The organism is Shewanella algicola (assembly GCF_014648035.1).
Lineage (GTDB): Bacteria > Pseudomonadota > Gammaproteobacteria > Enterobacterales > Shewanellaceae > Shewanella > Shewanella algicola.
In genome coordinates this window covers 63,821-90,655 of record NZ_BMQI01000016.1, presented here as the reverse complement: position 1 = coordinate 90,655, position 26,835 = coordinate 63,821, and the positions used below count along the sequence as shown (strand labels likewise).

17 protein-coding genes are annotated in these 26,835 nt (G+C 41.6%); 3 read left to right on the top strand and 14 right to left on the bottom strand.

Features of this window, described 5'->3' with window-relative positions; translation table 11 throughout:
- Positions 1-171: 171 nt before the first annotated feature.
- From IEY42_RS09045 to IEY42_RS08985, 13 genes are all read right to left on the bottom strand, one after another.
- Positions 172-705, bottom strand: coding sequence for a cell division protein ZapC (locus IEY42_RS09045; RefSeq protein WP_188924932.1), 534 nt, complete (start codon positions 703-705; stop codon positions 172-174).
- A gap of 171 nt (positions 706-876) precedes the next feature.
- Positions 877-1,896: a quinone-dependent dihydroorotate dehydrogenase gene (gene pyrD, locus IEY42_RS09040; RefSeq protein WP_188924931.1), complete on the bottom strand. Its 1,020-nt coding sequence runs from the start codon at positions 1,894-1,896 to the stop codon at positions 877-879.
- Positions 1,897-2,235: 339 nt separating this feature from the next.
- Positions 2,236-7,080, bottom strand: coding sequence for an NAD-glutamate dehydrogenase (locus IEY42_RS09035; protein WP_188924930.1), 4,845 nt, complete (start codon positions 7,078-7,080; stop codon positions 2,236-2,238).
- A 326-nt stretch (positions 7,081-7,406) separates the two neighbouring features.
- Complete coding sequence (locus IEY42_RS09030) at positions 7,407-9,713, bottom strand: efflux RND transporter permease subunit (protein WP_188924929.1); 2,307 nt, start codon at positions 9,711-9,713, stop codon at positions 7,407-7,409.
- A gap of 49 nt (positions 9,714-9,762) precedes the next feature.
- Positions 9,763-10,773 carry a WD40/YVTN/BNR-like repeat-containing protein gene (locus IEY42_RS09025; RefSeq protein ID WP_188924928.1) on the bottom strand — a complete coding sequence of 337 codons (1,011 nt, stop codon included), beginning with the start codon at positions 10,771-10,773 and terminating at the stop codon, positions 9,763-9,765.
- A gap of 49 nt (positions 10,774-10,822) precedes the next feature.
- Positions 10,823-12,187, bottom strand: coding sequence for a DUF1329 domain-containing protein (locus IEY42_RS09020; RefSeq protein WP_188924927.1), 1,365 nt, complete (start codon positions 12,185-12,187; stop codon positions 10,823-10,825).
- Positions 12,188-12,200: 13 nt separating this feature from the next.
- Positions 12,201-14,249, bottom strand: a complete 2,049-nt coding sequence (locus tag IEY42_RS09015; protein WP_188924926.1) for a DUF1302 domain-containing protein — start codon at positions 14,247-14,249, stop codon at positions 12,201-12,203.
- A gap of 316 nt (positions 14,250-14,565) precedes the next feature.
- Entirely contained in the window at positions 14,566-14,781 is a 216-nt protein-coding gene (locus tag IEY42_RS09010; RefSeq protein ID WP_188924925.1) for a DUF2835 domain-containing protein, read from the bottom strand.
- 93 nt (positions 14,782-14,874) lie between these two features.
- On the bottom strand, positions 14,875-17,436 hold the full coding sequence (gene pepN / locus IEY42_RS09005) for an aminopeptidase N (RefSeq protein WP_188924924.1): 2,562 nt from the start codon (positions 17,434-17,436) through the stop codon (positions 14,875-14,877).
- Positions 17,437-17,559: 123 nt separating this feature from the next.
- Positions 17,560-19,611 (bottom strand): carboxy terminal-processing peptidase, encoded by a 2,052-nt coding sequence (gene prc / locus IEY42_RS09000; protein ID WP_188924923.1) that lies wholly within the window; start codon positions 19,609-19,611, stop codon positions 17,560-17,562.
- A 21-nt stretch (positions 19,612-19,632) separates the two neighbouring features.
- On the bottom strand, positions 19,633-20,253 hold the full coding sequence (gene proQ / locus IEY42_RS08995; protein WP_188924922.1) for an RNA chaperone ProQ: 621 nt from the start codon (positions 20,251-20,253) through the stop codon (positions 19,633-19,635).
- A 275-nt stretch (positions 20,254-20,528) separates the two neighbouring features.
- Positions 20,529-20,987: a free L-methionine (R)-S-oxide reductase MsrC gene (msrC, locus tag IEY42_RS08990; RefSeq protein WP_188924921.1), complete on the bottom strand. Its 459-nt coding sequence runs from the start codon at positions 20,985-20,987 to the stop codon at positions 20,529-20,531.
- 50 nt (positions 20,988-21,037) lie between these two features.
- Positions 21,038-21,331: a YebG family protein gene (locus IEY42_RS08985; protein WP_188916456.1), complete on the bottom strand. Its 294-nt coding sequence runs from the start codon at positions 21,329-21,331 to the stop codon at positions 21,038-21,040.
- Positions 21,332-21,542: 211 nt separating this feature from the next.
- Between IEY42_RS08985 and IEY42_RS08980 the strand changes: the two genes are divergently transcribed.
- From IEY42_RS08980 to IEY42_RS08970, 3 genes are all read left to right on the top strand, one after another.
- Complete coding sequence (locus tag IEY42_RS08980; protein ID WP_188924943.1) at positions 21,543-22,172, top strand: paraquat-inducible protein A; 630 nt, start codon at positions 21,543-21,545, stop codon at positions 22,170-22,172.
- 64 nt (positions 22,173-22,236) lie between these two features.
- Positions 22,237-22,854 (top strand): paraquat-inducible protein A, encoded by a 618-nt coding sequence (locus IEY42_RS08975; RefSeq protein ID WP_188924942.1) that lies wholly within the window; start codon positions 22,237-22,239, stop codon positions 22,852-22,854.
- Positions 22,841-25,483: an MlaD family protein gene (locus IEY42_RS08970; RefSeq protein WP_188924920.1), complete on the top strand. Its 2,643-nt coding sequence runs from the start codon at positions 22,841-22,843 to the stop codon at positions 25,481-25,483. Before IEY42_RS08975 ends, IEY42_RS08970 begins: the two co-directional genes overlap by 14 nt.
- A 116-nt stretch (positions 25,484-25,599) precedes the next feature.
- On the opposite strand, the gene IEY42_RS08965 is transcribed toward IEY42_RS08970, so the two are convergent.
- The gene (locus IEY42_RS08965; protein ID WP_188924919.1) at positions 25,600-26,826 is read right to left on the bottom strand and encodes a spore maturation protein; all 1,227 of its coding nucleotides are present in this window, start codon (positions 26,824-26,826) and stop codon (positions 25,600-25,602) included.
- Between the last annotated feature and the right edge of the window lie 9 nt (positions 26,827-26,835).

Here is a 26,835-nt window from a genome sequence, read left to right as displayed (position 1 = left end):
ATGCGCCTCAAACTGAACAATCTGAGTGACTCTGATTGGTCACATAATTAATGGAATTGGTATTATGTAGCTTAGTCGTTATGCAACAGAAAACAAAAATGCTGAACTTAATGTACAGCATTTCAGGGTGGTGTTAAGTCAAAATAGTCAATTGTAGTCGTCAGTTATCTACTATGCTGCAACAACTTGCCGGGCTTTACGTAATGGATGTAAACGATTATGCATCACTTTAATGGTATCAAACTGAGATAATGATTTACTGTCTGATAACTGGCATTGCTGAGATAAAATCATCACGGTGGCAGCCTGTAAACCATTATCGATTACAAGCGCTAACACTTTAGAATAACCGCACCTTAACTGAAATAATTTGCCGATGTCGCAAAATACGCATTCATCACTTTCATCAAAAAACCAAGATTTAGGCATCTGTGATTGTAATAAAAAATGGGCGGCTGTAGCATTTAACGCTGTTTGTACAATACCCGCATCAGAGACATGCAGTACTTTAGGCAGAGTTTCGAGCATTTTAATGTAAAATTTTGCGTGTTCAATACTGAATTCAGTTGCGATTAATGCATCTGGAATGAGGATTTTTGACTTGTATGGGGTTAAGAACTCCATCTCGGAACCCAATGAAATACTCAACTGCTTGCAAGTCTCATTGTATTCCCAATGCCAGTCCTTATTTGGCATTAATAACATGGCCGTCTGCACCTAAATTAAAATGAACACCAGAGCATAATAGATGAATTTTCACGCAATATCAAAATTTAATTATAAATTATAACATAAGTATCAGGATGTTAGCGCGATCGAACGATCAAAAGTTCGATCGCGGCATGATTTTTGATCAATAACTTAGCAATTTAGATGCTATTTTGCACAATAGGCATTAACGATCTGATCAATTAATTTTGGACCCTGATAAATAAAACCTGAATAAATTTGTACCATCGTAGAGCCGGCATCAAATTTAGCCAGTGCATCTTCGGCACTATTGATCCCACCCACACCAATGATCGGGATCTTACCTTGTAAACAGATCGACAATTGTTTGATCACTTGAGTCGATAAATCAGTCAAAGGTTTACCACTTAAGCCGCCGGTTTCCTCTGCATGCAACAATCCTGTTACAGCATCACGATTTAATGTGGTATTGGTTGCGATAACGCCATCAATTTGATTATTAATTAACGAGTCAGCAATGGCTTGGATTTCATCACCAGTTAAATCAGGGGCAATTTTTAACGCTACAGGGACATATTTGCCGTATTTGTCGGCGAGTTCTTGTTGTTTGTGTTTAATTGAACTCAGTAAATCATCTAATAATTCACCGTATTGCATTGCACGTAAACCGGGCGTATTAGGTGATGAAATATTCACTGCGATATAGCTGGCGTATTGATACACTTTTTCCATGCAAATAAGGTAGTCTTCTTTGCCCTGCTCTACTGGTGTGTCTTTATTTTTGCCAATATTAACACCCACCATAATATCTGATTTTTTAGCCATCAGATTGCGCACTAAATTATCAACGCCTTTATTATTAAAGCCCATGCGATTGATAATGCCTTTCGCTGGCTTTAGTCTAAACAAACGAGGTTGGTCATTACCAGGCTGTGGACGAGGCGTTACAGTACCGACTTCAATATGGCCAAATCCCATCGCGTGAAACGCATCCATCGACTCGCCATCTTTGTCCATACCTGCAGCAAGCCCTACAGGGTTAGGAAATGTTAGCCCCATGCACGTTACAGGTGCTGATTTAACGTGTTGGCGATAAAAACAATTTAACGGTGTATTTCCGGTCATTTTCAAACTGCCAATCGCGAGGTTATGCGCTAGCTCTGGGTCCATCTGAAACATGACTTTTTGTGCGAGTGTGTAAAACATGGTTTCTCCTAGACCTAAAAAAAGCCCCGGCAATCGCCAGGGCTTGTTTACATTATATACCTAAACTACTTGAAGATACGTGTTTCAGAACTTAACCGTGTTTTCAATACTAGGCGCGTTAATGCGGTAATGTAGGTACCTTATAAATTAACGCAACAACGCTCTTGATTTAATAATCAAGGAAACACTGTGAAACTCCCAAGGGGCAAGTTTTACACGCGTTTATGCTGCATTATTGATTTTGGAAAGGGAACAACCATTACCCGCAATCAATGCCTTGCCTAAACGTGTGTAAACTCTTGCTGAAATCGAACATCTTCAGGTTGTTTGGGTATCAAATTACTTCTGACCTTCGCAATGTAAAATCAGTAAGTTCAGTTCTCTTAGGGCGACTGAGAACTTAGCAAATTCATGATTTTGAGAAACTTTAAAATCAGAAAGCATATGATACCAACGCTCCAGCAATGGCTTATTGAGTGTTATCCATTCATTAATGACACTGTCTGCATCGCAGTTATCAGAACACGTACGTAATACAGCAGAACTTAACGCACGTTGTTGCCAATCTAACTCTTCTCTAAATGCTGCACGGGCAAGCGCTTGCCAATGGTTCGCAACCGGTTGAGCACTGATTTGCTCTAAAAACCAATGCAGTTCAACTTTAGCGCCGAGTTTAAAGTATGTTTCAGACACTAACTCAAGCGTTTTGTCTTCAAGTTGCGCGATTTGGGCAATGTCTAACGCAGAGAATAACGTGCTCATTTTTGAGACAATTTGCGCTACTGACTCTGGTACATTTTCGTTGGTTAGTGCAGAAATCTCAGCAGAAATGGCAGTCACTTCGGCTTCAATCATGTACTGTTCAACGTTAGCTTTAAGCTGTTCAAATACTGGCTTAAAGAAGGCGACGGTTTGCTCAATATCATGGGCACGATTACGGTGACGAATAAACCAGCGACATGCACGGCGCATATTACGGCGTAATTGGTGTAACATTTCACCTTGCACATGGGCAGGTACGACACCATTTAAATCCGTAATTGAAGTGGTTAACTCATCAAGTCCAAACACTTCTCGGGCCATAGTATAACAAATTGCGGCTTCGGCAACTGTTGCACCGGTCTCATCTTGCATACGTTGTACAAAATTAAAGCCCATATCATTCACTAACTCATTGGCTAATGACGTTGCAATAATTTCACCACGCAGTGGATGCGCTGTCATTCTATCGGCATATTTGGCTTGTAACTTTTTCGGGAAATAAGCCACTAACAATTTACTTAAAAATGCATCTTCAGTGATTTCTGGCGTCACTAATTGCTCTTTAAGTACCATCTTAGCGTAAGCCACTAATACTGACAGTTCTGGACGCGTTAATGCACGGCCATTAGCTAAACGTTCAGCTAAGTCATCATCGTTTGGTAAAAACTCGAGGGCACGGTCTAGTTTGCCATCTTTTTCAAGGTACTGAATAAAGCGGATTTGCTCTTTAAGCTGTGATACACCATGTACTTGAGTCACCGAAATGGTGCGAGTTTGGTCTTTACAGTCTTGAATGACAATGTCGCTCACTTCATCGGTCATATCTTCAAGTAAACGGTTACGTTGTTTAACCGTCAACTCTCCTTCAGCGACTAACGTGTTCAAGAAGATTTTGATGTTCACTTCATTGTCTGAACAATCAACCCCGCCGACGTTATCGACGAAATCTGTGTTCATGCGGCCACCGTTAGCACAGTATTCAATACGACCTAACTGGGTACAACCTAGGTTGCCACCTTCACCAATGATTTTTGCGCGTACTTCTTTACCGTTAACACGTAACGTGTCGTTTGCACGATCGCCCACTTCGGCATGGGTTTCTTTGCTCGACTTAACGTAAGTACCGATACCACCGTTCCAAATAAGATCCACTGGCATTTTCAGCAGCTCTTTCATCAGTTCAGTTGGATTCATGCTGTCTTTTTCAGTCGCCAGCATCTTTTTAATTTCTGGTGTCAATTTAATTGACTTGGCTGAGCGCAAGAAAATGCCGCCGCCTTTAGAAATCAGTTTGGCATTGTAGTCTTCCCAGCTTGAACGAGGCAACGCAAATAAACGCTGACGCTCAATATAACTTTGTTCAATATTTGGCGTGGGATCAATAAAGATATGCATATGGTTAAAGGCTGCCACTAGCTGAGTTTGCTCAGATAACAACATACCATTACCAAATACGTCTCCGGCCATGTCACCAATGGCTAAAGCAGTAAAGGGAGTTGTTTGACAATCCACGCCAATTTCACGGAAATGACGTTTGACTGATTCCCACGCACCACGCGCAGTGATCCCCATCTTTTTGTGGTCATAACCGTTACTGCCACCAGAGGCAAACGCATCACCTAACCAGAAGTTGTATTCTATTGCAATAGCGTTGGCAATGTCAGAGAACGTTGCAGTACCTTTATCTGCGGCAACAACGAGGTAAGCATCGTCTTCATCGTGACGCACCACATCAACAGGAGGAACGACTTCGCCATTAATAATGTTGTCAGAAATATCTAATAACGCACGAATAAAGATGCGGTAACATTCTTGCCCTTCTGTGAAAAATGCTTCGCGGCCACCTTCTGTCGGCAGCTGCTTACACACAAATCCACCTTTTGCTCCAACAGGCACAATCACGGTGTTTTTAACTTGTTGTGCTTTAACAAGGCCTAATACTTCTGTACGGAAGTCTTCACGGCGATCTGACCAACGCAAACCACCACGAGCCACTTTTCCGCCGCGTAAATGTACGCCTTCAACACGCGGTGAATACACGAAAATTTCAAATTTAGGCAACGGCTTTGGCATTTCAGGGATTAAGCCAGGTGCAAACTTAAATGAAATATAATCTTTTGTTACGCCGCCCACTGCGGTTTGATAAAAGTTAGTCCGCAGTGTTGCGTTAATTAAATCTAGATAACGACGAATAATACGGTCATCATCAAGACTTGACACATCATCGAGCTGAATATCAATTTGTTCTAGGAACTTACTCAACGTGCGCGTTTTAAGCTTAGGATTAAACTTACGGATGAACATTTTCACCAGTAAATCAGCCAGTTTAGGATAACGGCTGAATGTCTCTTCGATATAAGACTGACTGAAGGTTGCATCAATTTGACGCATATACTTGGCATAAGCGCGTAAAATAGACACTTCGCGACCGCTTAACCCAGTAGACAACACCATGCGGTTAAAACCATCATCTTCAAGTTTCTTTTGCCACACTTGTAACAATGCATTTTGGAAACGATCTTGGCTGTCTGCAAGATTCTCTGTTGCAGCACCTTGCACCGTCATTAAGAAATCTAAAATCCAGAAAGTCGCACCGTCATTGGTTTTCACTTCATATGGACGTTCATTAATCACGCGCAAACCAAAGTTTTCAAGCATTGGTAACACGTCAGACAAATGAATCGGTTCGTCTTTATGGAATAGCTTTAAGCGGACTTTATTGTCGTTTAATGTTGTTTCTTGTGGCTGATAGAACAACATGCCCAGTTTATGGCCGTCGTCTAATGCTTCTAAGTGTTGCATATCAACTACGGCAGAGCTTGGAAGAACATCGTCTTTATAGCTTTGCGGGAACGCATTTAAATAGCGTTTAGTTAACCCTGTACCCGCTTGCTCACCCACTTCATTATTTAACGCTGTGTGTAACTTGTCTTCCCATGAGCGAGCGGCTTCGATGAGATTTTTTTCAATTGCAGCCACATCAACATCCATATTGTTATTATCAACTTTGATAATGTAATGAGTTCGAGCCAACGTTGACTCAGAAAAGTAGGTTGTGAACTCAACGTCTTCATTACTATTGAAATGTTGAGCCAAAATCCGTTGGGTATCTTGACGCAACTTAGTGTTGTAGCGGTCTTTAGACACATAAACTAAACACGATAAGAAACGGCCAAAGCCATCTTTGCGAACAAATAGTTTTAATTTATCACGGTCTTGCATTTCCAAAACGCCATGAGCCATAGCAGCCAGCTCATGATCTTTGGCTTGAATTAACTCATCGCGTGGCAAGTTTTCAAGAATATTCATTAACGCTTTGTAATCGTGCGAGCGCGGTGTTAACCCTGAATTATCAAGGATACGTTGGACCTTTTCACCTAATAGCGGTATTTCGCGTGGGCTACGGTTATATAAATTAGAGGCATATAAACCGATAAACCGATCTTCACCAATCACGTTGCCTTCTTTGTCAAAACGCTTAACGCCCACGTAATCGACATAAGCCGGACGATGTACGCGGCTTTTAGCAGAACTTTTGGTTAATACTAATAGGCTCTCATTTAGCGCTTCTTTACGGGCGGTATCGGATAACGTCGATAATAATAACCCACGCTCTGAATGAGAGTGTTTAGAACGGTTCATTAACCCAAGGCTTGATTCAAGATCGGGCACAAGTTCAACATCGCCTTCTACGCGCTTAAGTTCGTAGTAACGATAACCTAATAACGTGAAATGGTGCGCGTTTAAGTAATTTAAAAAATCAATAGACTCTTGTAATTCAGCTTTTGCACCAGGAAAAGGGCGAGAAGGTAATTGTGAGATAGTGTCCGTTAATCTGTCTGTCATTAATTGCCAGTCGTGTACCGACGCGGCAACATCTGCAAGTACCGACTGTATTTCTTTTTCTATCGTTTTAATGTCGGCATCGCTATTTTGCTTATCAATTTCAATCAAAAATACTGCAATACTGCCACTGTCCTCAGTCGCGTCATTTAAAAAAGACACTCCAGAAACAATATTGCTTTCACGGCTTACGGCCAACGGCGTATGTAACATCACATGAGCTGTAATACCCATCCGATTTAACGCCATGGATAATGAGTCAACTAAAAACGGCATATCGGGTTGAATAATCTCGATAATACTGTGAGTTGACTGCCAACCATGTTTTGCCTGGCTTGGGTTAAACACGCGAATGTGGGTGTCATTCGGTGCAGTTTTATTAAGCGCATTCCAAAGGCTCACTACAGCACCATATAAATCGCTGTCATTACGAACATTAAGATCGTCTTTTGACATATGGGCATAGAGGCAATTTGCAAATTGCTCCACTTGTTTAGCTTGAGAATGAGGGATTTTTGTGTGAATTAAGTTGACTACATTTTCAAGTAGTACAGAAGGCATTGCATCTTTCAAGGCCATGTTGCAGATTCCTTAAGCGTCTATGGCAGCGCTCTTATCATTATATGGATGCTTCGGCTTGTTGATTCGGTCGGTCCGAGTCATTTGTATTTATACGTAAACTACTGTTTTGCGTTTTACAAAAGAAACTCATATCTGAGATCTGGTGCAAAGTTTATTACTAAATTGCTGCTATATCGAGGAAAATTTTAGTGGTACATCCTCTATAAATCCAGTTGTCAGCATAGATTAGCGTTTAAAATGACATTTAAATCGTTTGCATAGAGTAACTATGCAAAACAAAAAAGGGAGCTAAGCTCCCTTTTTATTTTAATTGCATGTATTGTTTACTTTTTTCTCCAAAACATAGCCGAAAGTGCTGGTAGAATAATAATCGCCCCTAACATATTTACTAAAAACATAAAGGTAAGCAAAATTCCCATGTCCATTTGGAACTTAAGGTCTGAAAAGAACCAAGTACTCACCCCAATGGCCAATGTTAATCCGGTAAAGATAACCGCACTTCCTCGCTCAACTAATGCTTCAAAGTAGGCTTGCTGCACTGGCATACCGTTCGTCAGCTTATTAGACATGGTCGATAAGATATAAATACCGTAATCGACACCAATCCCTACACCTAATGCAATTACTGGCAACGTGCTCACCGCAAGGCCAATATCCAGTAAGGTCATTAACGCCTGGGCTAATGTTGACACCACATATAAAGGGATAATGACGGCGATGGTGGCTTTAAGTGATTTAAAGCTAATTAAACACAATACAAACACCGCTCCATAGACGTATAGCATCATAGGTAATTGTGCTTCACTTACTGCTTCGTTAGTCGCGGCCATTACACCAACAGGACCAGAAGCCAGTTTAAACTGCAAACTGTCACTGTTTAATTGAGCGGCCACAGCTTTGACTTTTTTGACCACTACTTCAATGGTTTCTGCTTTGTGATCTTTTAAGAACAAATACACAGGCATGACTGAACAGTTACCGTTGAGCAAGCCAGAAGTGGTTGGTACTTGGCCTACCGCTTGGACTAAACTGGCTGTCGTGCGCGGTAGAATTTCCCACCGAGGATTACCCTCGTTAAAGCCAGCGTTGACTTTTTTTGCCACCGAGGCAAGACTCGCCGTTGACTCAACCCCAGGAGTATTAGCCACCATCCACTCAAATTGGTCAATTTGCGTTAATACCGAATGGTAGGTACAGGCTTCTGGCGTTGCTTCAACAATCACTGTCATCACATCGGTTGTGATAGAGAAATGATCGGTAATAAAGAACGTATCTTGGTTGTAACGAGAGTCTTGATGTAATGCCGGCGCCCCACCCTGTAAGTCACCAATTTTCATCTTAGAAGACTGTTGAAATCCGATCCCATAAAGCACTGCTGTTGAAATTAATACAATGATGGCATATTTAGGCGTCGCAAAATTAGAGAGCCAACGCCATAGATTCTCAATTTGCTGCGTTTTTTGTGGATTATCTGGTTTTTTTGGTAATTCAAAATACGAAATAACCAAAGGTAACAAAATAAGGTTAGTGAGAATAATCACCGCTACACCCAGCGAAGCTGAAATAGCCAGTTCACGGATAATCCCAATATCAATAGCTAGCAAGGTTAAAAATCCAACAGTGTCAGATAATAACGCCACACCACCAGGGACTAATAAGCTGCGAAACGCAGATGCTGAAGCTGCTTTGGTGGTTTGTCCATCAAGCACTCGACGGCGCACAGCATTAATCATCTGTACCCCGTGACTCACGCCAATGGCGAACACCAAAAATGGCACCAAAATGGACATGGGGTCTAAACCAAAACCAACTACAGTCAGCAAACCAAGCTGCCAAGACACGGCAACTAAACTGCAGACTAATGGCAGAATGGTTAACATGATGGATTTAGAAAACAGGTAAACCATGACTGCGGTAATGGCTATCGCGATTAAGAAAAACAGCAGTACGCCTTTAGCGCCCTCAGCAACATCACCGGCCATTTTGGCAAAACCAATGATATGAATCTTAATATTATCGTTTTCAAACTTGCCACGCAGTTCTTGCTCTAATTGATTAGCAAACGCAATAGTATCAATTGGTTTACCTGTCTGCGGGTCAAACTCCATTAATTGAGCAGACACCATTGCAGAGGTGTAATCGTTGCCAATTAACCGCCCTACGATACCTGCTTTTTCGATGTTATCGCGCACAATTTGTAAACTGTAATCATCGTTACGAAAATCAGCTGGAATAACGGGCCCGCCAGCAAAACCGTCTTCAACCACCTCAGTAAACCGAGTTGCCGGTGAAAACAAGGATTTAACTTGTGAGCGCTCAACACCAGGAATAAAAAATAATTGATCGTGCACATTTTTAAGTGCATCAAAAAATACCGGATTAAAAATGTTTCCACTCGTATCTTCTACCGCCACCATGATGCTGTTAGCACCACCAAAATCTTTTTGGTGTTTAGTGTAGGTTTGCATATACGAATGATTAAGCGGAATATTTTTACTAAATGCCGCATCCATTTTTAATTGGCTAGCTTGGTAGCCTAAAAAAATCGTAATAAAAATAAACGATATGATGACCCACTTCCGATTACGGAATAAATGAGATTCAAATCCATTGACCAGTTTTTCTAACATCTTTTCGGCCCTATTATTGTTGTTTTAATTATCCAATCTAACCCTAAGGTTAGTTAAGCTGGAACAGTCCTTTAGAACCGGCAAACCATAACTGGCCTTTACTGTCCTTAGCAATGGCCACAATGTTTTCACCTTGACGTCGGGTAATAATTTCTGCCTTGGTATCATCAATAGACAATACAATCCCAGCATTCCCCACAAGGTAAAGATCATTATTTTGTGTTACCAATGCACCATTGATTGATGATTCAACAGGTAAATCGACCTGTTGCCAATCTGATAAACTTAAATCTGATTTAAATACATTGCCACGTAACCCCATGACATAGATGCTGTCTGCAACTTGAATTGCATTAAACATCGACCCCTCATAGCCAAAATCCACTTTAGTAAATGTTTGACCATTATCATCAGATACGGCAACCATACCTAATTCGCCGACTAACAGTAGACGGCTATCAGCAAGACGGATTAAGCGATTAAAGTGTGGTAATAATGCTGCGCGTTCAGACAAATAAAGTGCTTCATCTTCCGCTTTTAAGTCATTTAGATAACCGATATCTTCTTCAAACAGTAATTCTTGATGAAATTCATTAGTCCAGGTTTTACCACCATCAGCGGTGCGATAAAACAATCCATAAGCCCCGACCGCGATACCGTCATTTTCGCTATAAAAACGGATATCCATAAATGGCTTTTCAATTTTTGTCGATTGCATCTGCACCGACCAAGTTTCACCGCCATCTTTTGTGTGAATAATGGTGGCATCATGACCAACGGCCCAGCCATTTAAGTCATCAAAAAAGAACACTTTAGTGAGATGTGTTATTACCGGTGTCGCGACTTGTTGCCATTGCTCGTTTTTATAAAGTAAAACATTACCGCGCTGCCCTACAGCAACGAGATTGTCACCGGCATTAGCGATATCAAGCAATAAAGAGGATTGAGCTAAAGGTTGAATTTGAACAGTTAGTGGATCGAGTTGGGCATCTACTGAAGTAGTATATAAACATGCACAAATCCCAATCGCCACAGCACTGCGAAGCATGCTAAACGTCATACAAACTTCCTTAACAATGAAGGGGCGCTAAGCGCCCCATTTATGGCTATTAACGAATACCAGCACGTCTTAATGCATCAGGCGTAAAGTTAGATTCAGAAAGTGACGCATCAAAATTATACATGCGGCCTTCGTTGTCTAATCCCATTGCCAAGTAACGACGTGATTGTAAGTCATGGAATACTTCTAACGTACTCCAATTTGTTAATACATCATAGTAGTTAATGGTATGTGCAACACCAACACGATATAACTCATCACGGTTGTCGTACATATCCGTTAATGATACCTGCCATGAATCTTCGTCAATATAGAAAACACGCGTTTTATAGATGTGACGCATGCCGTCTTTCAACGTCGCTTTCACTTCCCAGACGCGATGTTTTTCATAACGAGCATATTCAGGGTTAATATGGCCAGGTTTTAAAATTTGGTCATACTTTAACTGGTCTGAATGCAGCTTGTAATCATTGTAAGGAATATAAACTTCTTTCTTACCAACAAGTTCCCAGTTATAACGCGAAGGCGAACCGTTGAACATGTCAAAGTCATCTGTGGTTCTTAAGCCATCAGATACTGTGCCTGGCGTATCAAATGCGACGTTAGGCGCTTTACGAACGCGGCGCTGTCCAGTGTTATAAGTCCATGCTTGGCGAGGTAAAGCCTCTTGGTCCATGGTTTCTTTTACTAACAGTGCTGTACCTGCTAATCGAGCTGGCTGAGTAACAACCTGCTTAAAGTAAAATAACGTATTTGTTTCTTTAAGTTTATCTAAAGTGATCTCTGGGCGAGTATATTCGAAACGGATCTCTTCAGCATTTTCAACTAAGGTATATGACCCACCAGACGTTGGTGCGGCCTGGCTACGATAAGTTTCTACATCAACACCACGATAGCGTAAAATGTGGTTCCAAATCACTTCTAAACCAGAAGCTGGAATAGGGAAAGGTGTGCCAATTGTTGCACCCGTAATACCATTACCTTGAGAAACAAGTTCGGCATTAAGCGCATTGTTCTTCGTTGCATCGTATACGTATTGAGGGACTGATGCACTACGACGAGTTTGATAAACGTTCATTTTGTAACTGTCTGGGTAAAGCTCAAATAGCTTGTTTTGCCCTGGCGTTAAAAACTCAGCGTACTGCGCTTTATTTGCATTGGTAATGGTAAATAATACTTTATCTTCTGGGAACGGATCTGGGTGATGCATTCCCTTAGTGTAGCCGGCAACAGGTTCAGTGATACCACCATCCCATGCAGGAATAGACCCATCGGCATTAGCCGCTTTTTCAGCACCTATTGGCGTTAAGCTTGTACCTAATTTGTCAGCGTCAGCTTGTGATACTTTCGCCAGCGCAGCAGGTGCACCAAGTGCCATAATCACTGCTGCCGATAACATCGTCAGTTTCTTCATTATAATTATCCTTTTAGATCGAATACTTGACGTTGAAAGAGACATAATCTCTGTCAGCCATAGCATTTGTTGTTCCTACACCACCAAAGAAGTTGTTGTAAGAAAGGTCCGCGCCCCAACGACTTTGATAATCAAAGTTCAAACCAATCGCAACTGATTTTCTGCCCTCAGTAAATAAGAACATTGGATCAGGTGTAATACCGTCAACGTCGTGTGAGAAAATAATTCGCGGATACATGTTCACCCCAGCAAACACGTTGTTGAAGTCAGCTTTAGCAACGATACGATATCCCCACGCAAAATCTGTTGGGAATGGATTCGTTTCTGGACCATTATGTAATGCTTCAATGATCCCTGGCATATCTGGATTACCACCAGAACGTGCTGTGCCAGGACCGCTTAAACGAAGTTCATCAAAACCAGGCATATCGTGGATCCAAACACCACCCACTTCAGCAAGCATGGTTAAGTTATCTAAGCCTAACGTTGGCCCAAATAAATGAGTGAATGTCATTTGCGCCTGAGTGGTATCACGAGTGATATACCCGTCAACGGTTTCACCTGGATCGTAAACATCCATTTGTGAAATACCATCAAGATCTGGACGAAGGCCTGCATTGGCTAACTGCTGTGGCATTGCGGCAAACAGTAATTCAACATCATCAATCTGCAAAGGCTCATCTACACGGTGAGCAATTTCACCCGCAACGGATGTATCACCCACTAAGGTGTTAAAACTGAATCCATATAATTGAATGTCTTCAGGATACACAATTTGCGCTTTAGTGAACGTTTCCATGCTGAGCAATAATTCACGGTCAATATTACCGCCACTTGCTGCTAATCGGCCATAATCGCGTCCAATGGCTTCAGAGGTAAAGTTAGACGCTGTACCACTGATAATTGGACGGCGGCTATGGTAGTTCATATAGTAAAAGCCAAATTCAGTTTCACCCAATTCTGGTGAATAATAACCCAGCTTAATACCATACTGACCATCATCACTTGCTTTGGCTGAATCTTGAGTTAACGCCACTTTAGTAGAATATGCCGTCATATACGCAGCATAAGCGGGGTCAAAACCACTCGCCGCAGCAGCTTCATATAAACGTGAGTATTCTGAAATTAAGAAGTCTTGATTGATATCAGGGTTTGCGTTAAAGCCTAACTGAGCATTTTGGTTATACCCGCCGTAGCCGGCAAAGTCATTGGTTGCAAAGTTAGAGCCTGGTGTAGGTACCCAAATTTCTTGCCAATCATATTGGTAGAACGCTTCAACGTTAAGGTTATCTGTTAACCCTAAAGAAGCCCACACCATGCCCTGAGGACGAAATGCTTCTTTAAGCTCAGCACCTGGTGCGTTTAGAATATTTAAATCTACAGCGTTAATTACTGCTATACCATGAGAGATAAGTGCGCTTTCACCCCATGACACAACTTGATTACCGACACGAACGCTTAATGGGTTCGCGCCATCGTTTAAATCCCAGTTGGCATAAACGAATGCGTCAAGTAAACGGATATCTTTACACTGCACTTCAGACGCTTTGCTGTCTTGACAAGGATCGAATTCTTGACCTGTAAGTGGATCATTAAAATCGTAATCTGCGTCGTTTAATTTGCGGTCGTAAAAATACATACCACGCAAAAATAAACCATAATTTTTGTATCTTAATGACAGCTCATGCAAACCTTTAACGATTTCAGATGTGGTATCACCTTTGGCATACAATAAATTACTCAAGTCATTGTTACTTGAGTAAGAACCCGGCTGTTCCCAAATCTCAGCCGAAGTGTATTTAGTTGAGCCAAATGCGCCGCCAAACGCTGAGTAACCAGACCAATCAAATTGTGGCTGATTCACCTTACCAATTTGACCATCCCAGTCACGGTCAGACACGCGCCAACTAGCACCTGCTGTCCATGTAGAATCGAATGTGCCTCGTACTTCACCCCAATCAAATGACACCGCTGATGCAGGAGCGCTCATACCGAAACATAGTGCCGACACCACCCCCAAAGCGAGTGCCGATTTGTTAAATCTTTTGTTAACAATTTTCATTTTAGTTAATCTCCGTAACCTGTTGGATTAGTTGTTATAGGAATTAAAACCAACATCTTGTTAGCCCACAGGCAACACCATTGTTACAGCATTTAACTATATTGAGCAAGGTCAAAAAACAGAAAATGTTTAAGAAAATTAACGATGTCTAGCGAAAAAGATAGGAATTTTTTACAGTGATATTTGAATTAATTCTAAGAATAACCATCCCAAAAACGAACTATTATCGAAAAAAGTTTATTTTCATGCACTTATAGCTTTTCATCTTGTTAACTTTACCGCTACATTAATCAATCAAACGTTTGAAGTAAATACTCTATAATTTATTGAGAGATTTAAAACTACCATCGTGATTTAACACTAATTTAAACTTTCCTTGTATACCTTGAGAGGTTAAAAATGGTCTAAAATATTTACCATTGATGTGTAACACCCTTGCATGTTGATCACGCACTTGGACTTTTTCTGCAACTCCTTGGTAATAAGGTAAAAAAGCTTCGTAACTGACATTTAATGAAAAATATAATTCCACAGTATTCTCCACAAAAAAGGAGAGCAAGCTCTCCTTTTTTCACTGTTAATATGGCCACTTCATTTCGTTAAAAAAGTGACCGTAACGATACGCTTATTCAGCCAATGATTTTGTGACTTTTTCGTATAAATCTTTTGATAAATCGGGCAAGTTTTTAAGCTCTTGCAAACACTGCTTCATTAATTGTTGGCGAGAGTCATCAAATTTAGCAAATTGAATCAACGGCGTAATCATTCGAGAAGCCACTTGAGGGTTACTCTTGTTTAACTTAATCAAAATTTGAGTTAAGTAGCGATAACCTTCACCATCAGCACGGTGGAACTGATATGTATTTGCCGAAGCAAATGCCCCAATTAATGAGCGCACTCTGTTGGGGTTTGAAAAACTAAAGCTGTTATGTTTAGTTAACTGTTTAATTTGCTCAATCACATCATCTGTATTGATCAACGCCTGCAATGTTAGCCACTTATCCATAACTAAAGGTGTTGAATGCCACTTAGATTCAAAGTCACTCAATAATGCCGGTAAACAAGTTAATTGTGCGCTTGTGGCCGCTTTTAATGCACCAAGACAATCTGTCATATTTTGTGCATTGTAGTATTGTTTCTCAACAACACTCTCATGGACATCAGACACCTGGCATAGCAAACTTAACGCGATATTTTTAAATGCACGCGCTCCTGCAGCATCAAGAGTACTGAGCTCACGATAACGAGCGAGTAACTCATCTTCACAAGCACTGGCTAATTCTTCAACCACAAACTCTCTGGCTTTTGCTAAAGCATCTAAATCAACGCTATCAACCTGTTCGATCAATGCCGAGGCTGATGGAATAGACAAGATCTCAGCTACCAATGCTTGGTCAAGATTGACATCAAGTATGATACCTCTGAAAGCTTCAATGACGCGGCTGTCAACGGTCATCACTTGTTGCTGTTGCAATTGAGCGATGTTGTGCCAAATGGTTTGACTAATTAATTGCACTGAAGCTTCCCAGCGCGCGACTTCGCTCGATGCATGACGCATTAAGTGAACCAGCTGATCGATAGAGAAATCATAAACCAATTTTACTGGAGCTGAAAAGTCTTGTAACAACGAAGCCGTTGGGGCACTGCTAAGGCCATCAAACACAAAGGTTTGACTCGCTTTCGTGACATCAAGCACTTTATTAATTATCGATTCTCCAGCATTGTCCAGTAGTTCAAGACTGAACGGAATATGTAAGGTTTGGCCTTTAACGCCTTTAGAGACAACTTGCTGGCTCACAGTTAAGTGATACTCACCTTTGTCGGCATCATACTTATCAGTCACCGTCACGACTGGGGTACCAGCCTGGCTATACCAACGACGGAACAAGGTTAAATCTTTACCACTGGCATCTTGCATCGAATTGACAAAATCATCACAGGTCACTGCTTGACCGTCGTGACGTTCAAAGTAACACTTCATCCCAGCTTGAAAGCCTTCCTCACCCAAAATGGTGTGCATCATACGGATGACTTCAGCGCCCTTGTCATAAACGGTCACTGTGTAGAAGTTGTTCATTTCTATTACGCTTTCAGGACGGATCGGATGCGACATTGGCCCAGCATCTTCAGCAAACTGTTGGTTTTTCATTACGCGGATCGCTTGAATACGATTAACGGCGCGAGAGCCAACGTCTGAGCTAAACTCTTGATCTCGAAAAACGGTTAAGCCTTCTTTTAAGCTTAATTGAAACCAGTCACGACAAGTGACACGGTTACCAGTCCAGTTATGGAAGTACTCATGCCCTACTACCGACTCAATACCGTGATAGTCATCATCTGTGGCACTGGCTTTATCCGCTAATACGTATTTAGTGTTAAAGACGTTTAAGCCTTTATTCTCCATCGCGCCCATATTGAAAAAATCGACAGCGACGATCATATAGATATCTAAGTCGTACTCTAAACCAAAGCGGGTTTCATCCCATTTCATTGATTTTTTCAATGAAGCCATCGCATGATCGGCTTTATGTAAGTTACCTTTATCGACAAACACTTGCAGTTTAACTTCACGGCCAGATTGCGTGGTAAAGCTGTCGTTGAGTAAGTCAAAATCGCCCGCGACTAGCGCAAATAAATAGCTCGGTTTTGGGAAAGGGTCATGCCATTTAACAAAGTGACGACCTGAACGAGGCATTTCGCCTTTATCGATTAAGTTACCGTTACTTAATAAAAAGGGAAATGCCGCTTTATCAGCTTCAATACGTACGGTATAAATGGCCAGTACATCCGGACGGTCTAAAAAGTAAGTAATGCGGCGAAAGCCTTCTGCCTCACATTGAGTACAGTAGGCTCCGTCCGACATGTATAAGCCTTCAAGACTAGAGTTTGCTTCTGGGTCAAGTAAGCTCACTACTTCTAACTCAAATTCATTAAGTTCAGTGGTAATGAATAATTGATTGTCATGTTGACGATAATCAGCTGAACTGCCATTAAGCTTGACTGAACCTAACGATATTTGCTCGCCATCTAACACCAGTTCGTGTTGATGCTCACCATTACGGATCACTTTACTGGTAGTCGTCACTTTGGTGTTTTTGCCATCTAAAATGACATTTAAATCAACATGGGTAATCGTGAAGGCAGGCTTTGCGTAGTCTTTTAAATGTTTTTCTTGTGCTTGACTCATACTCGATCCTTTTCAAACAAACTCATTTTCACTTAGTAACATTGATTTCCAATATAACTTAGCATCTTGATAATATTAAGAAAAAACGCGCCTTAAGCGCGTTTTTTTGTGTCATGTTACTGCTTACTTAGCAGTAGCTTTTGCCATTTTTTCAGCATCTGCCATATCAAGAGTGATATAGGCGGTTTCATCTAAAAATGCATCAGGTAATTTGCTGTCGTCAGTGGTTTCAATGTCATCAAGTGATTTAACCACTTCAAGACCTTGTTGCACTCGTCGTGCATTGGCACGGTCTAGGGCACGTTTATCATCTGACTCGCTAGATGCAACACGCTCACTTTCAACCAATGAAATGGTCTTATCTTTATGATGCTTTTTAAACTCATTTATGTCTTCGTAAATATAGCTAAACTCAGTATCAGTGCTAATGCGTGCTTTGTGTTTTGCATCAAGATTACTGATTAAACTTGGGCTAATATTACCTAGCGTGTTGTATTGCGCCACAGGTACTTTATCCCAAGGTAGTGCGTTTTTCTCTTCAGACTCACCGTATTCACCTGGCTCTAAAGCACTTGGGAAACGCAAATCTGGAGTGACACCTTTTAACTGGGTGCTGCCGCCATTGATGCGGTAAAACTTAGCAATCGTGTACTGTACATGGCCAATAGGCTTTTCGTACATGTCATAAATTCGGCCTAAGCTTTTATGTTGTTGCACGGTACCTTTACCGAAGGTTGATTCTCCAACAATTAATGCACGGTCGTAGTCTTGTAAAGCCGCTGCAAAAATCTCCGAGGCCGAAGCACTGTAACGGTCAACCATGACTGTTAATGGGCCTGTGTATGCACTCTTGCCGTCGTTATCACGGTTTTCATTAACCCCGCCATTGGCATCGCGTATTTGTACAACTGGGCCCATATCAATAAATAAACCCGTTAACAATGTCGCTTCGGTTAACGCCCCGCCGCCATTACCACGAAGGTCGATAATAATCCCTTCAACGTTTTCTTTTTCAAGCTTAGTAATTTCTTTGACAACGTCTTGTGACAAATTCATATAAAAACCAGGAATTTGAATCACACCGACTTTACGGTTAGCGTATTGGCCTTCTGTTGGCTCAACTACTTTTGAGGTAGCTGCGCGATCTTCTAGGCGAATTTTATCTCGCGTGATAGTCACTTCAAACGTTTTTGCGTTCGCGCCACCTTTTTTAGGCAAAATTTGCAGTACAACTTCACTGCCTTTTGGCCCTTTAATCAAATCAACTACATCATCTAAACGCCAGCCAATAACATCGACAATATCGTTGTCTTTTTGTCCTACACCGACGATTTTATCTTCTGGCGATAATTTTTCGCTGTTAGCCGCAGGGCCTCCAGCAACAAGGCTTTTAATCACGGTATAATCATCGTCCATTTGCAACACAGCACCAATACCCTCAAGGCTTAGGTTCATCTCCATTTGGAAACGTTCTGCATTACGTGGCGACAAATAACTGGTGTGTGGCTCAACGCTGCGAGCAAAGGCGTTCATGACGCTTTGAAACACATCTTCACTTTGAGTTTGACTTAATCGTTTAATGGCGTTGTTGTAGCGTTTCTCTAACACTTCAACAATTTCAGGCCATTTTTTACCGGTTAACTTAAGGTTTAACGCATCGTATTTAACGCGTTGTCGCCATAACTCGTTAACTTCATCGAGATCTTTTGGCCATGCGGCATCTTCGCGGTCGAACTCATAGGCATCACCAGCTTTGGTGAAATCAAACTCTTTGTCGAGTAAAGATAACGCATAAGCAAAACGTTCATATCGACGCTTCTGTACTAAATCATACATAGTAAACGCTGGGCTAATGTCGCCACTGGTAACCATGTCATCAAATTGATTTTTGTACTGATTGAAGCTGGCAATGTCTTGTGCGGTTAGCACATTACGGCGATAGTCTAATTGCTCAAGAAAGCGTGAGTAGATTTGCTCAGAAAAAGCATCGTCTAGGTTAAAGCGATGATAGTGCGAACGAGTAAACAATGTGGTTACTCGCTTGCTAGCCACTTTGTGTTGCGGCTCTTGTGCTAGCTTGGGTAACTCGCTGATTTGAATCGTTGGTGATATTGCCCACGCCGAAAAGCCGACAAATAAACTGGCAATCGACACGGCCAAGGTAAGTTTTCGCATCAACAAGTACTCCTTAAATTTCTATAATAGTATGTGCTCTACACGTACTTTGATGGTCAAGCCAGTGTCTAACTGAACAAGCACATCTTCTTTGTTAATGTCGGTCACGACACCCGGTACTGGTGTGGCGCCTAATTTAACATTGACTCGTTGCTTTTGTTTTAACTCTTCAAGCTTTGCAGGCTCTAATTTAACAACAGGCGCAGCGACAGGTGCTGGACGTTCTTTTTTCACTGGAGCACGTTTAGGTGCGGCTTTCTTTGCAGGCTTTTTGGCTGCATTTTTGGGTGCCTGAGCTTGACGTTTAGCTTTAGCCTTTTCTTGGCTTTCTTTTAACGTCGCTTGAGCGTGCTCAATATGCTCTTGCTCTAATTCACCGCATTCATTGCCATCAAGATCGATACGTTTAGCACCGGCTTTAACACCTTTAAGGTAGCGCCAGCTGCTTGTGTAACGACGTAATGCAACACGTAATTGTGTCTTACTGACTTTAGAATCATCAGCTAACCGTTCAGCCAAGTCTTGAAATAGACCAATTTTTAATGGTTTAGTTTCACCTTCAGCAATAAAGCATAAAGGAAAGGTTTCATATAAATACGCTAATATTGCGTTGGTGTCGGTCAACTTGTCTGTTGATTCCATTTTTACTTCCACGTTAATAAAGGGACTGTTCTGCGGCAGAGTATGCCATACAGTCGTTCATCTTTCGCTAAGCTTTGTATATAAAGCTTAACGTACAAATTATCACTATCCGCCTGTTTGCTAAAGTCATTGAAACAAACCTTAACAATTTAACCAAACTTGTTATCAGCTTAAATCATCGCTGACACTGAAATCCAGTACAAATGCGTGTTGCTGCGTATTATAAAGCTCACAGCAGCGAATGCGACTATGATTTAGCCTTATTTGTTCGCTATTTAAGCAAATAAGCCAGATTCGAAACTTTTTACCATCATTTCTAGGCCAATTTGATCATCTTCATCAAAACGATTCAATAAAGGACTGTCAATATCTAAAACGGCAACCACTTCTTCACCTTGGCGAACTGGGATAACGATTTCAGAATTACTGGCCGAATCGCATGCAATGTGACCATCGAATGCATGTACATCAGCGACACGTTGAGTCGTATTTAATGCGGCTGCGGTGCCACATACACCTTTACCCATAGCAATTCGAGTACACGCAACTTTACCTTGAAACGGGCCTAATACTAATTGATCACCACGTTTAATGTAAAAGCCTGCCCAGTTTAAATCAGCAAGGTTATCATTGAGTAATGCTGAAAAGTTAGCCATTGCCGCAATTAAGTCGTCCTCACCTTCGAGTAATGCTTGGGCTTGACGATTTAATTTTTGGTAAAATTCGGTTTTCATTTTCGTTCCTTTGACACTGACGTTAATGCTGGCTGATAGAATTAACGTCGTTATTCTGTTGGCGTATTTTTCGCAGCGGTCTTTTTGACTTTTGCTGCAGGAGGGGTTTTAACCTTTACTGTGCCTTTTAGCAAGTTAGAAAGCTCATCTTTATTGTTTGCCATGTAAAATGCGAGTTGTTCGCACTTATTTTCATCAAGTTCGATGTCTGCTTGGGCTAAAAAAGGTAGCAGGTTGTCGGCAATATCAAGCATCTTATCGTAGGCATCGGCCTCCTTCTTCGATGTGAATGTCATCTTTTCCACCCCTTCTCTGACCACGACAAATTGGGTAATCACTGCCATGATATAATCCTCACTGTTTTTATATACAGTGTATAGAATCTCACATAGTTAACTTATGATGCAAGTGTTCTGATTATTCTGATATTATCAAGCGGCATTGGAATTTTGTCAGGTGAGTATTAACGACAATTATTCAAGCCAATAGATAACAAGGCTGCCGTTATAGCCTTATTTTTACTCAGCGCTTTTGATATGGATTAAACCACTTTTGATGCATGAACTTGATGATCATGATTCAATAATTTTATGCCGTTCATGTGATTTGGCGGTAAGAAAACGTGCGCTTCCTTCTAGTGCACGAGCGCTCTGTCCTCGTTGCGATACCGCATTATATGATGCACCTTATTGTTCTATTAATGGCATGCTGGCGCTGTGTGTAGCTGCATTGATTATTTTTATTCCTGCCAATTTATTACCCGTTCTTGAAATTCATTTTTTAGGCAGCATTAGAACCACCACAGTTATTCAGGCTGCCATTGCGGTGTGGGCACAAGGTTATTGGGTTGTTGGACTGGCTGTAATGGTGGCGGCAGTGATTGCCCCCGCAGTATTGATTTTATCAATTTTGACACAAGTCTTAATTGTAAAATTAAAGCTGCAACAATCGTTTTGGCAACGCACTTATACAACCTTACTTAAAAACCAGGGACTAATTGCTCAAATGACCATGCTAGAAATATATGTGATTAGTTTTTTAGTGTCTGCGTTTCAACTCTCTGATTTTTCCGATGTGTATTTTGGTATGGGTACATACAGTTTTACAATGTTATTTGTGATTATGTTATTTTTACAGCGCGAATATAATCTCGAGCATATGTGGAGTTTTGTTGATGACAACTAAACACACTACCGAGGACATTATCGGCAACCTACCCACTCCGCTAAGCCATACTGATGCAGCCCCTGTGCATATCCAGGGAAACCAAATGGGCTTATGTTTATGCCCTGTGTGTAAAAAACTTAATCTAACCACAAACAGTAATTGCCGCCGTTGCTACAGTAAATTAGCCACTCGCAATTATGCCAGTGTGCAACAAAGCTGGGCATTGTTGGTCACGGCAACCATATTATTGGTATTGGCTAATGTGTATCCTATTACTCTATTAACTAACCGTGGAGTCGTGACTAACGACACCATTTTTAGTGGCATTAGCCATTTAGTGCAAACGGGCATGTTCCCTATTGCCATTATTGTATTCACCGCCAGTATTTTAGTGCCATGGTTAAAGATTTTTGGCCTCGCGACTTATTTGGCAGCGATTAGTTTTAATTTACCCATATCAAAAAGAAAACTCATGGTGGGCTTCCATGTCATTGAATGGATTGGTCGCTGGTCGATGCTTGATTTATTTGTTATTTCGTTGACGGTTGCCCTGGTTAATATGGGGCAATTACTTGACGCTAAACCCGCACCTGCAGCGACGGCTTTTGCTTTGGTGATTTTACTCACTCAATTAGCCGCCAAAGTGCTTGATACTCGTTTACTCTGGGACCGCTTGGAAAAAACACATGACACAAATTGAATCACCTAAAGTTGTGAAGAAAAAATTATTCTCGCCAATTTGGTTATTGCCTGTAGTCGCGTTGATTTTAGGCGCTTGGCTTGGGGTAAAAAGTATCAAAGAATCTGGTATCGAAATTATGATCCACTTTCCTAGTGCTGCCGGTATCGACATTGGAAAAACCCTAGTGAAATACCAAGGGCTAACTGTGGGTAAAGTGTCTGATATTGGCATTGACGATGATCTTAAAGGGGTTAACGTCAAAGTGATTATGGATTATCGCGCAGACCCATTTTTAAACCAAAACACCCTTTTTTGGTTAGTGAAACCCAAAGCCAGTATCACTGGTGTCGAAGGCTTAGACACTCTCTTTTCTGGTAATTATATTGCAATACAACCCGGCGAAGGCCGCTCAACCACAGAGTTTGAAGCGCAGCGTGAAGCACCAGCAATTTTGCCTGGTAGTGAAGGGATTATGGTGGAACTTAAAGCCCCTAAACTCGGTTCAATTGATGTTGGTTCACCCGTATTTTTCCGCCAGGTGCCTGTTGGTAGCGTAGTGAGTTACCGTTTAGATGGTAATAAACAGATAATTATCAGTGCTTTTGTACAAGAACAGTACACGCATTTAGTGCATAAAGATTCTCGTTTCTGGAACGTCTCAGGGTTAAAAATAGATGCCTCATTAAGTGGTGTTAAAATCAATACTGAAAGTATTGCCTCAATTCTCGCCGGCGGGATTAGCTTCGATAGTGGTTCAGAAACCGAGCTCGCTAAAAATGGCGATAGTTATCCGTTATTTCATGACGAGCAATCGGCCATTGGAGGGATTAACGTCACTTTAACGGCCGCCAATGCTGATGATATCAGTGAAGGAACTGCGCTCGTGTATCGCGGCATTACGATTGGTCAGGTTGATAGCAAACAATTAACCGATGATGGTGTTCAATTTACCACTCAAGTCGATCATCAATACAAAGACTTAATCACCCCAGACAGCCGTTTTTGGTTAAGTGGAGCCGAGCTTTCACTTAAATCGATGAAAAATGTTGGCCGATTAATTACCGGCAGCGTCATCAATGTATTACCCGGTAGCCAAAGTGCCACTGAATCCATGCAATTTGAGCTAGCCGCACAAGCGCCGGATTTGCTCACTGCAGACAAATTAGCATTGACCGTTGAGGCAAATACTCATACCGGCGTCAGTAATGGTGCACAAGTGCGCTATAAACAATTGCCGATTGGTCAAATCATTAACGTTAACCTCAGTGAAGACTTTGCTAAGGTTGAATATCAAATCGAAATCTTGCCTGAGTTCACCCGTTTAGTGACTCAAGGAAGCTTTTTTGTACCAGAAAGCGCCCTCGCCATTAACGCGTCACTTGATGGTGTGAGTGTCGCCACACGCGATCTCACCACCATGATTGAAGGGGCTATCAGTTTAGTGCCTGCTAAAAGTAAAAAATTAGTGACGGCCAATGACACATTAACCCTATATGAGTCAATTGAAGCGGCGAAAAGCATGTTTGCTCAGCAACAAATGCGCACAATGACATTAACCAGTATCGATGGCGCAGACTTAGCAGAAGGTTCACCTATTTACTATAAAAAAATGCAAATTGGCGCCGTAAATAAAGTCAATTGGCAGGCAGAAACAGACAAGTTCACTGTTGATATCAGTATCGATAAAAAGTTCACACCTTTAATCAAACCTAATACGGTCTTTTGGCGAAATAATGCAGTGGCCATTAATGCCAGTCTTGCCGGAGTTGATATTGATGTCGCGCCGCTAAAAGGAGCAATAAATGGCAGTATTACTCTTGGTCATTTAAACACTGAGTTAGCAAATGACACTCAAGCCAATTTACGGCTCTATGACAGTCAAGCATTAGCATTAATGCAGGCAAAAGTTATCGATTTGATTTTACCTGTCAGTGCAAAAATCACGGCTAATGCAGCCATTCGTTACCAAGGTCATCAAATCGGTGAAATTTCACAAGTTAAACTTAACCCTACATTGACCACACTTAACGCCAAAGCCTATCTTTATGGTGACTATGCTGAGCGTTTCAGGCGCGATGACAGTGAATTTTTTATCGTCGAAGCGCAAATATCTCTTGTTGGGATCCAGGCACCAGACACACTACTTACAGGACCATATATTGGTGTGATCCCAGGGAACAAGACTTCCACTACAAATCAATTCACGGCATTAAATCATGCCAGACTAGATGCTAACGTCCCTGCAGATGCTGTGAGGTTTCAGTTGGTAGATAATCAATTAGGTTCAATTAAAGTCGGCACGCCATTGTTTTTCCGTGGCATTAATATCGGTCAAATTGATGGCTACCAATTAGCTGATAGCGGCATCGATATTACCCTGTATGCTCATGTCGAAACGCAATATCGCCATTTAGTGAATCAAAGCAGTCAATTTTGGGATGCATCTGGGATCAAATTAGATGTTGGCTTATTTTCTGGCGCACAATTAGAAGCCCAGTCGCTCGAAACCATTCTTGCTGGCGGCATAGCCATTGCCACGCGCGATGTCACCAATGACAGTAATCGTTTATCAGCAAATGACCGTATTAAGCTGCAACATAAAATGTTACCTGAATGGGCAGAATGGCAACCAGTGCAAGATAAATGATTTATAGTGCTTCATTAACACAAAAGGCCGATATCACTATCGGCCTTTTGTGTTTACGTTTAATCCAGCTTCAAACAAACTGATCCGTACTAAGTGAAATCATTTAGTAATAAGCACTAGCCATAAAACCAATAACAAACGCCAATTGCAGCACAGATCCCGGCCGCATCAGCAGCAAGACCACAACTAAGTGCATGGCGACCGTTACGAATACCTACGGAGCCGAAATAAACGGCCAACACATAAAAAGTAGTTTCGGTACTGCCCTGTAAAATCGCAGCTAAACGGCCCGCAAATGAATCGACCCCATGATGGTCCATCGTTTCTAACATCATAGCTCTGGCTCCTGAGCCACTAAATGGTTTCATCAATGCTGTCGGCATCGCATCAATAAAACGCGTATCCCAACCAAAGCCATTAATAACCGAAGCTAATACATGTAATGCATAATCTAACGCGCCAGATGCGCGCAATACTCCAATGGCGAGTAACATCGCAATTAGGTAAGGAATAAGCGTTATCGCCTGATTAAAGCCTTGTTTCGCGCCCTCAATAAATTCATCATAAACCGCAATTTTTCGATACCCTGCCGCCATGATAAAACTGAAAATTAATATCAATAATATGCCATTACCCAACACCATAGAGACTTGCCCAATCGCATCGACAGACAAGGTTGCTAAATAAGCCACACCCGCCATTAATGAGCCAATAATCAACCCGGCATAAGCTAACATCACACTATTAAACAGTGAAATTCGCTGAACGGTTGCCACCACTAATAAACCCACAATGGTAGAGGCACTTGTTGCCAATAATATAGGTAAAAAAACATCAGCTGGATTGGGGGCGCCCTGCTGTGCGCGATATAGAAACACCGTCACCGGCACCAAGGTGACCGAAGAGGTATTGAGCACTAAAAAGAGAATTTGTGCATTTGTTGCCACGGTTTTAATTGGGTTCAAACTTTGCAAATCGTGCATTGCTTTTAACCCCAACGGCGTTGCGGCGTTATCTAGACCTAAAATGTTAGCCGTTAAGTTCATGCTGATACTGCCATAAGCCATATGCCCACGGGGAACCTCTGGCATCAATTTAGACAACAAGGGTTCAAACACGCGGGCAAACAGGCTGACAACACCGGCTTTTTCACCCACCTGCATTAAGCCCATCCACAGGGCTAATACACCAATTAACCCTAGCGAAATATCTGCGGCTAATTTGGCGCTGGCGAATAATGCCGTGACGGTTTCGCCCAAGACCTCGTTATTGCCGCCAAACAATTGGATGATAATAGAAACAGCAGCCACAATAAAAAATAAAAGCCAGACCCGATTTAACACACTTAACTC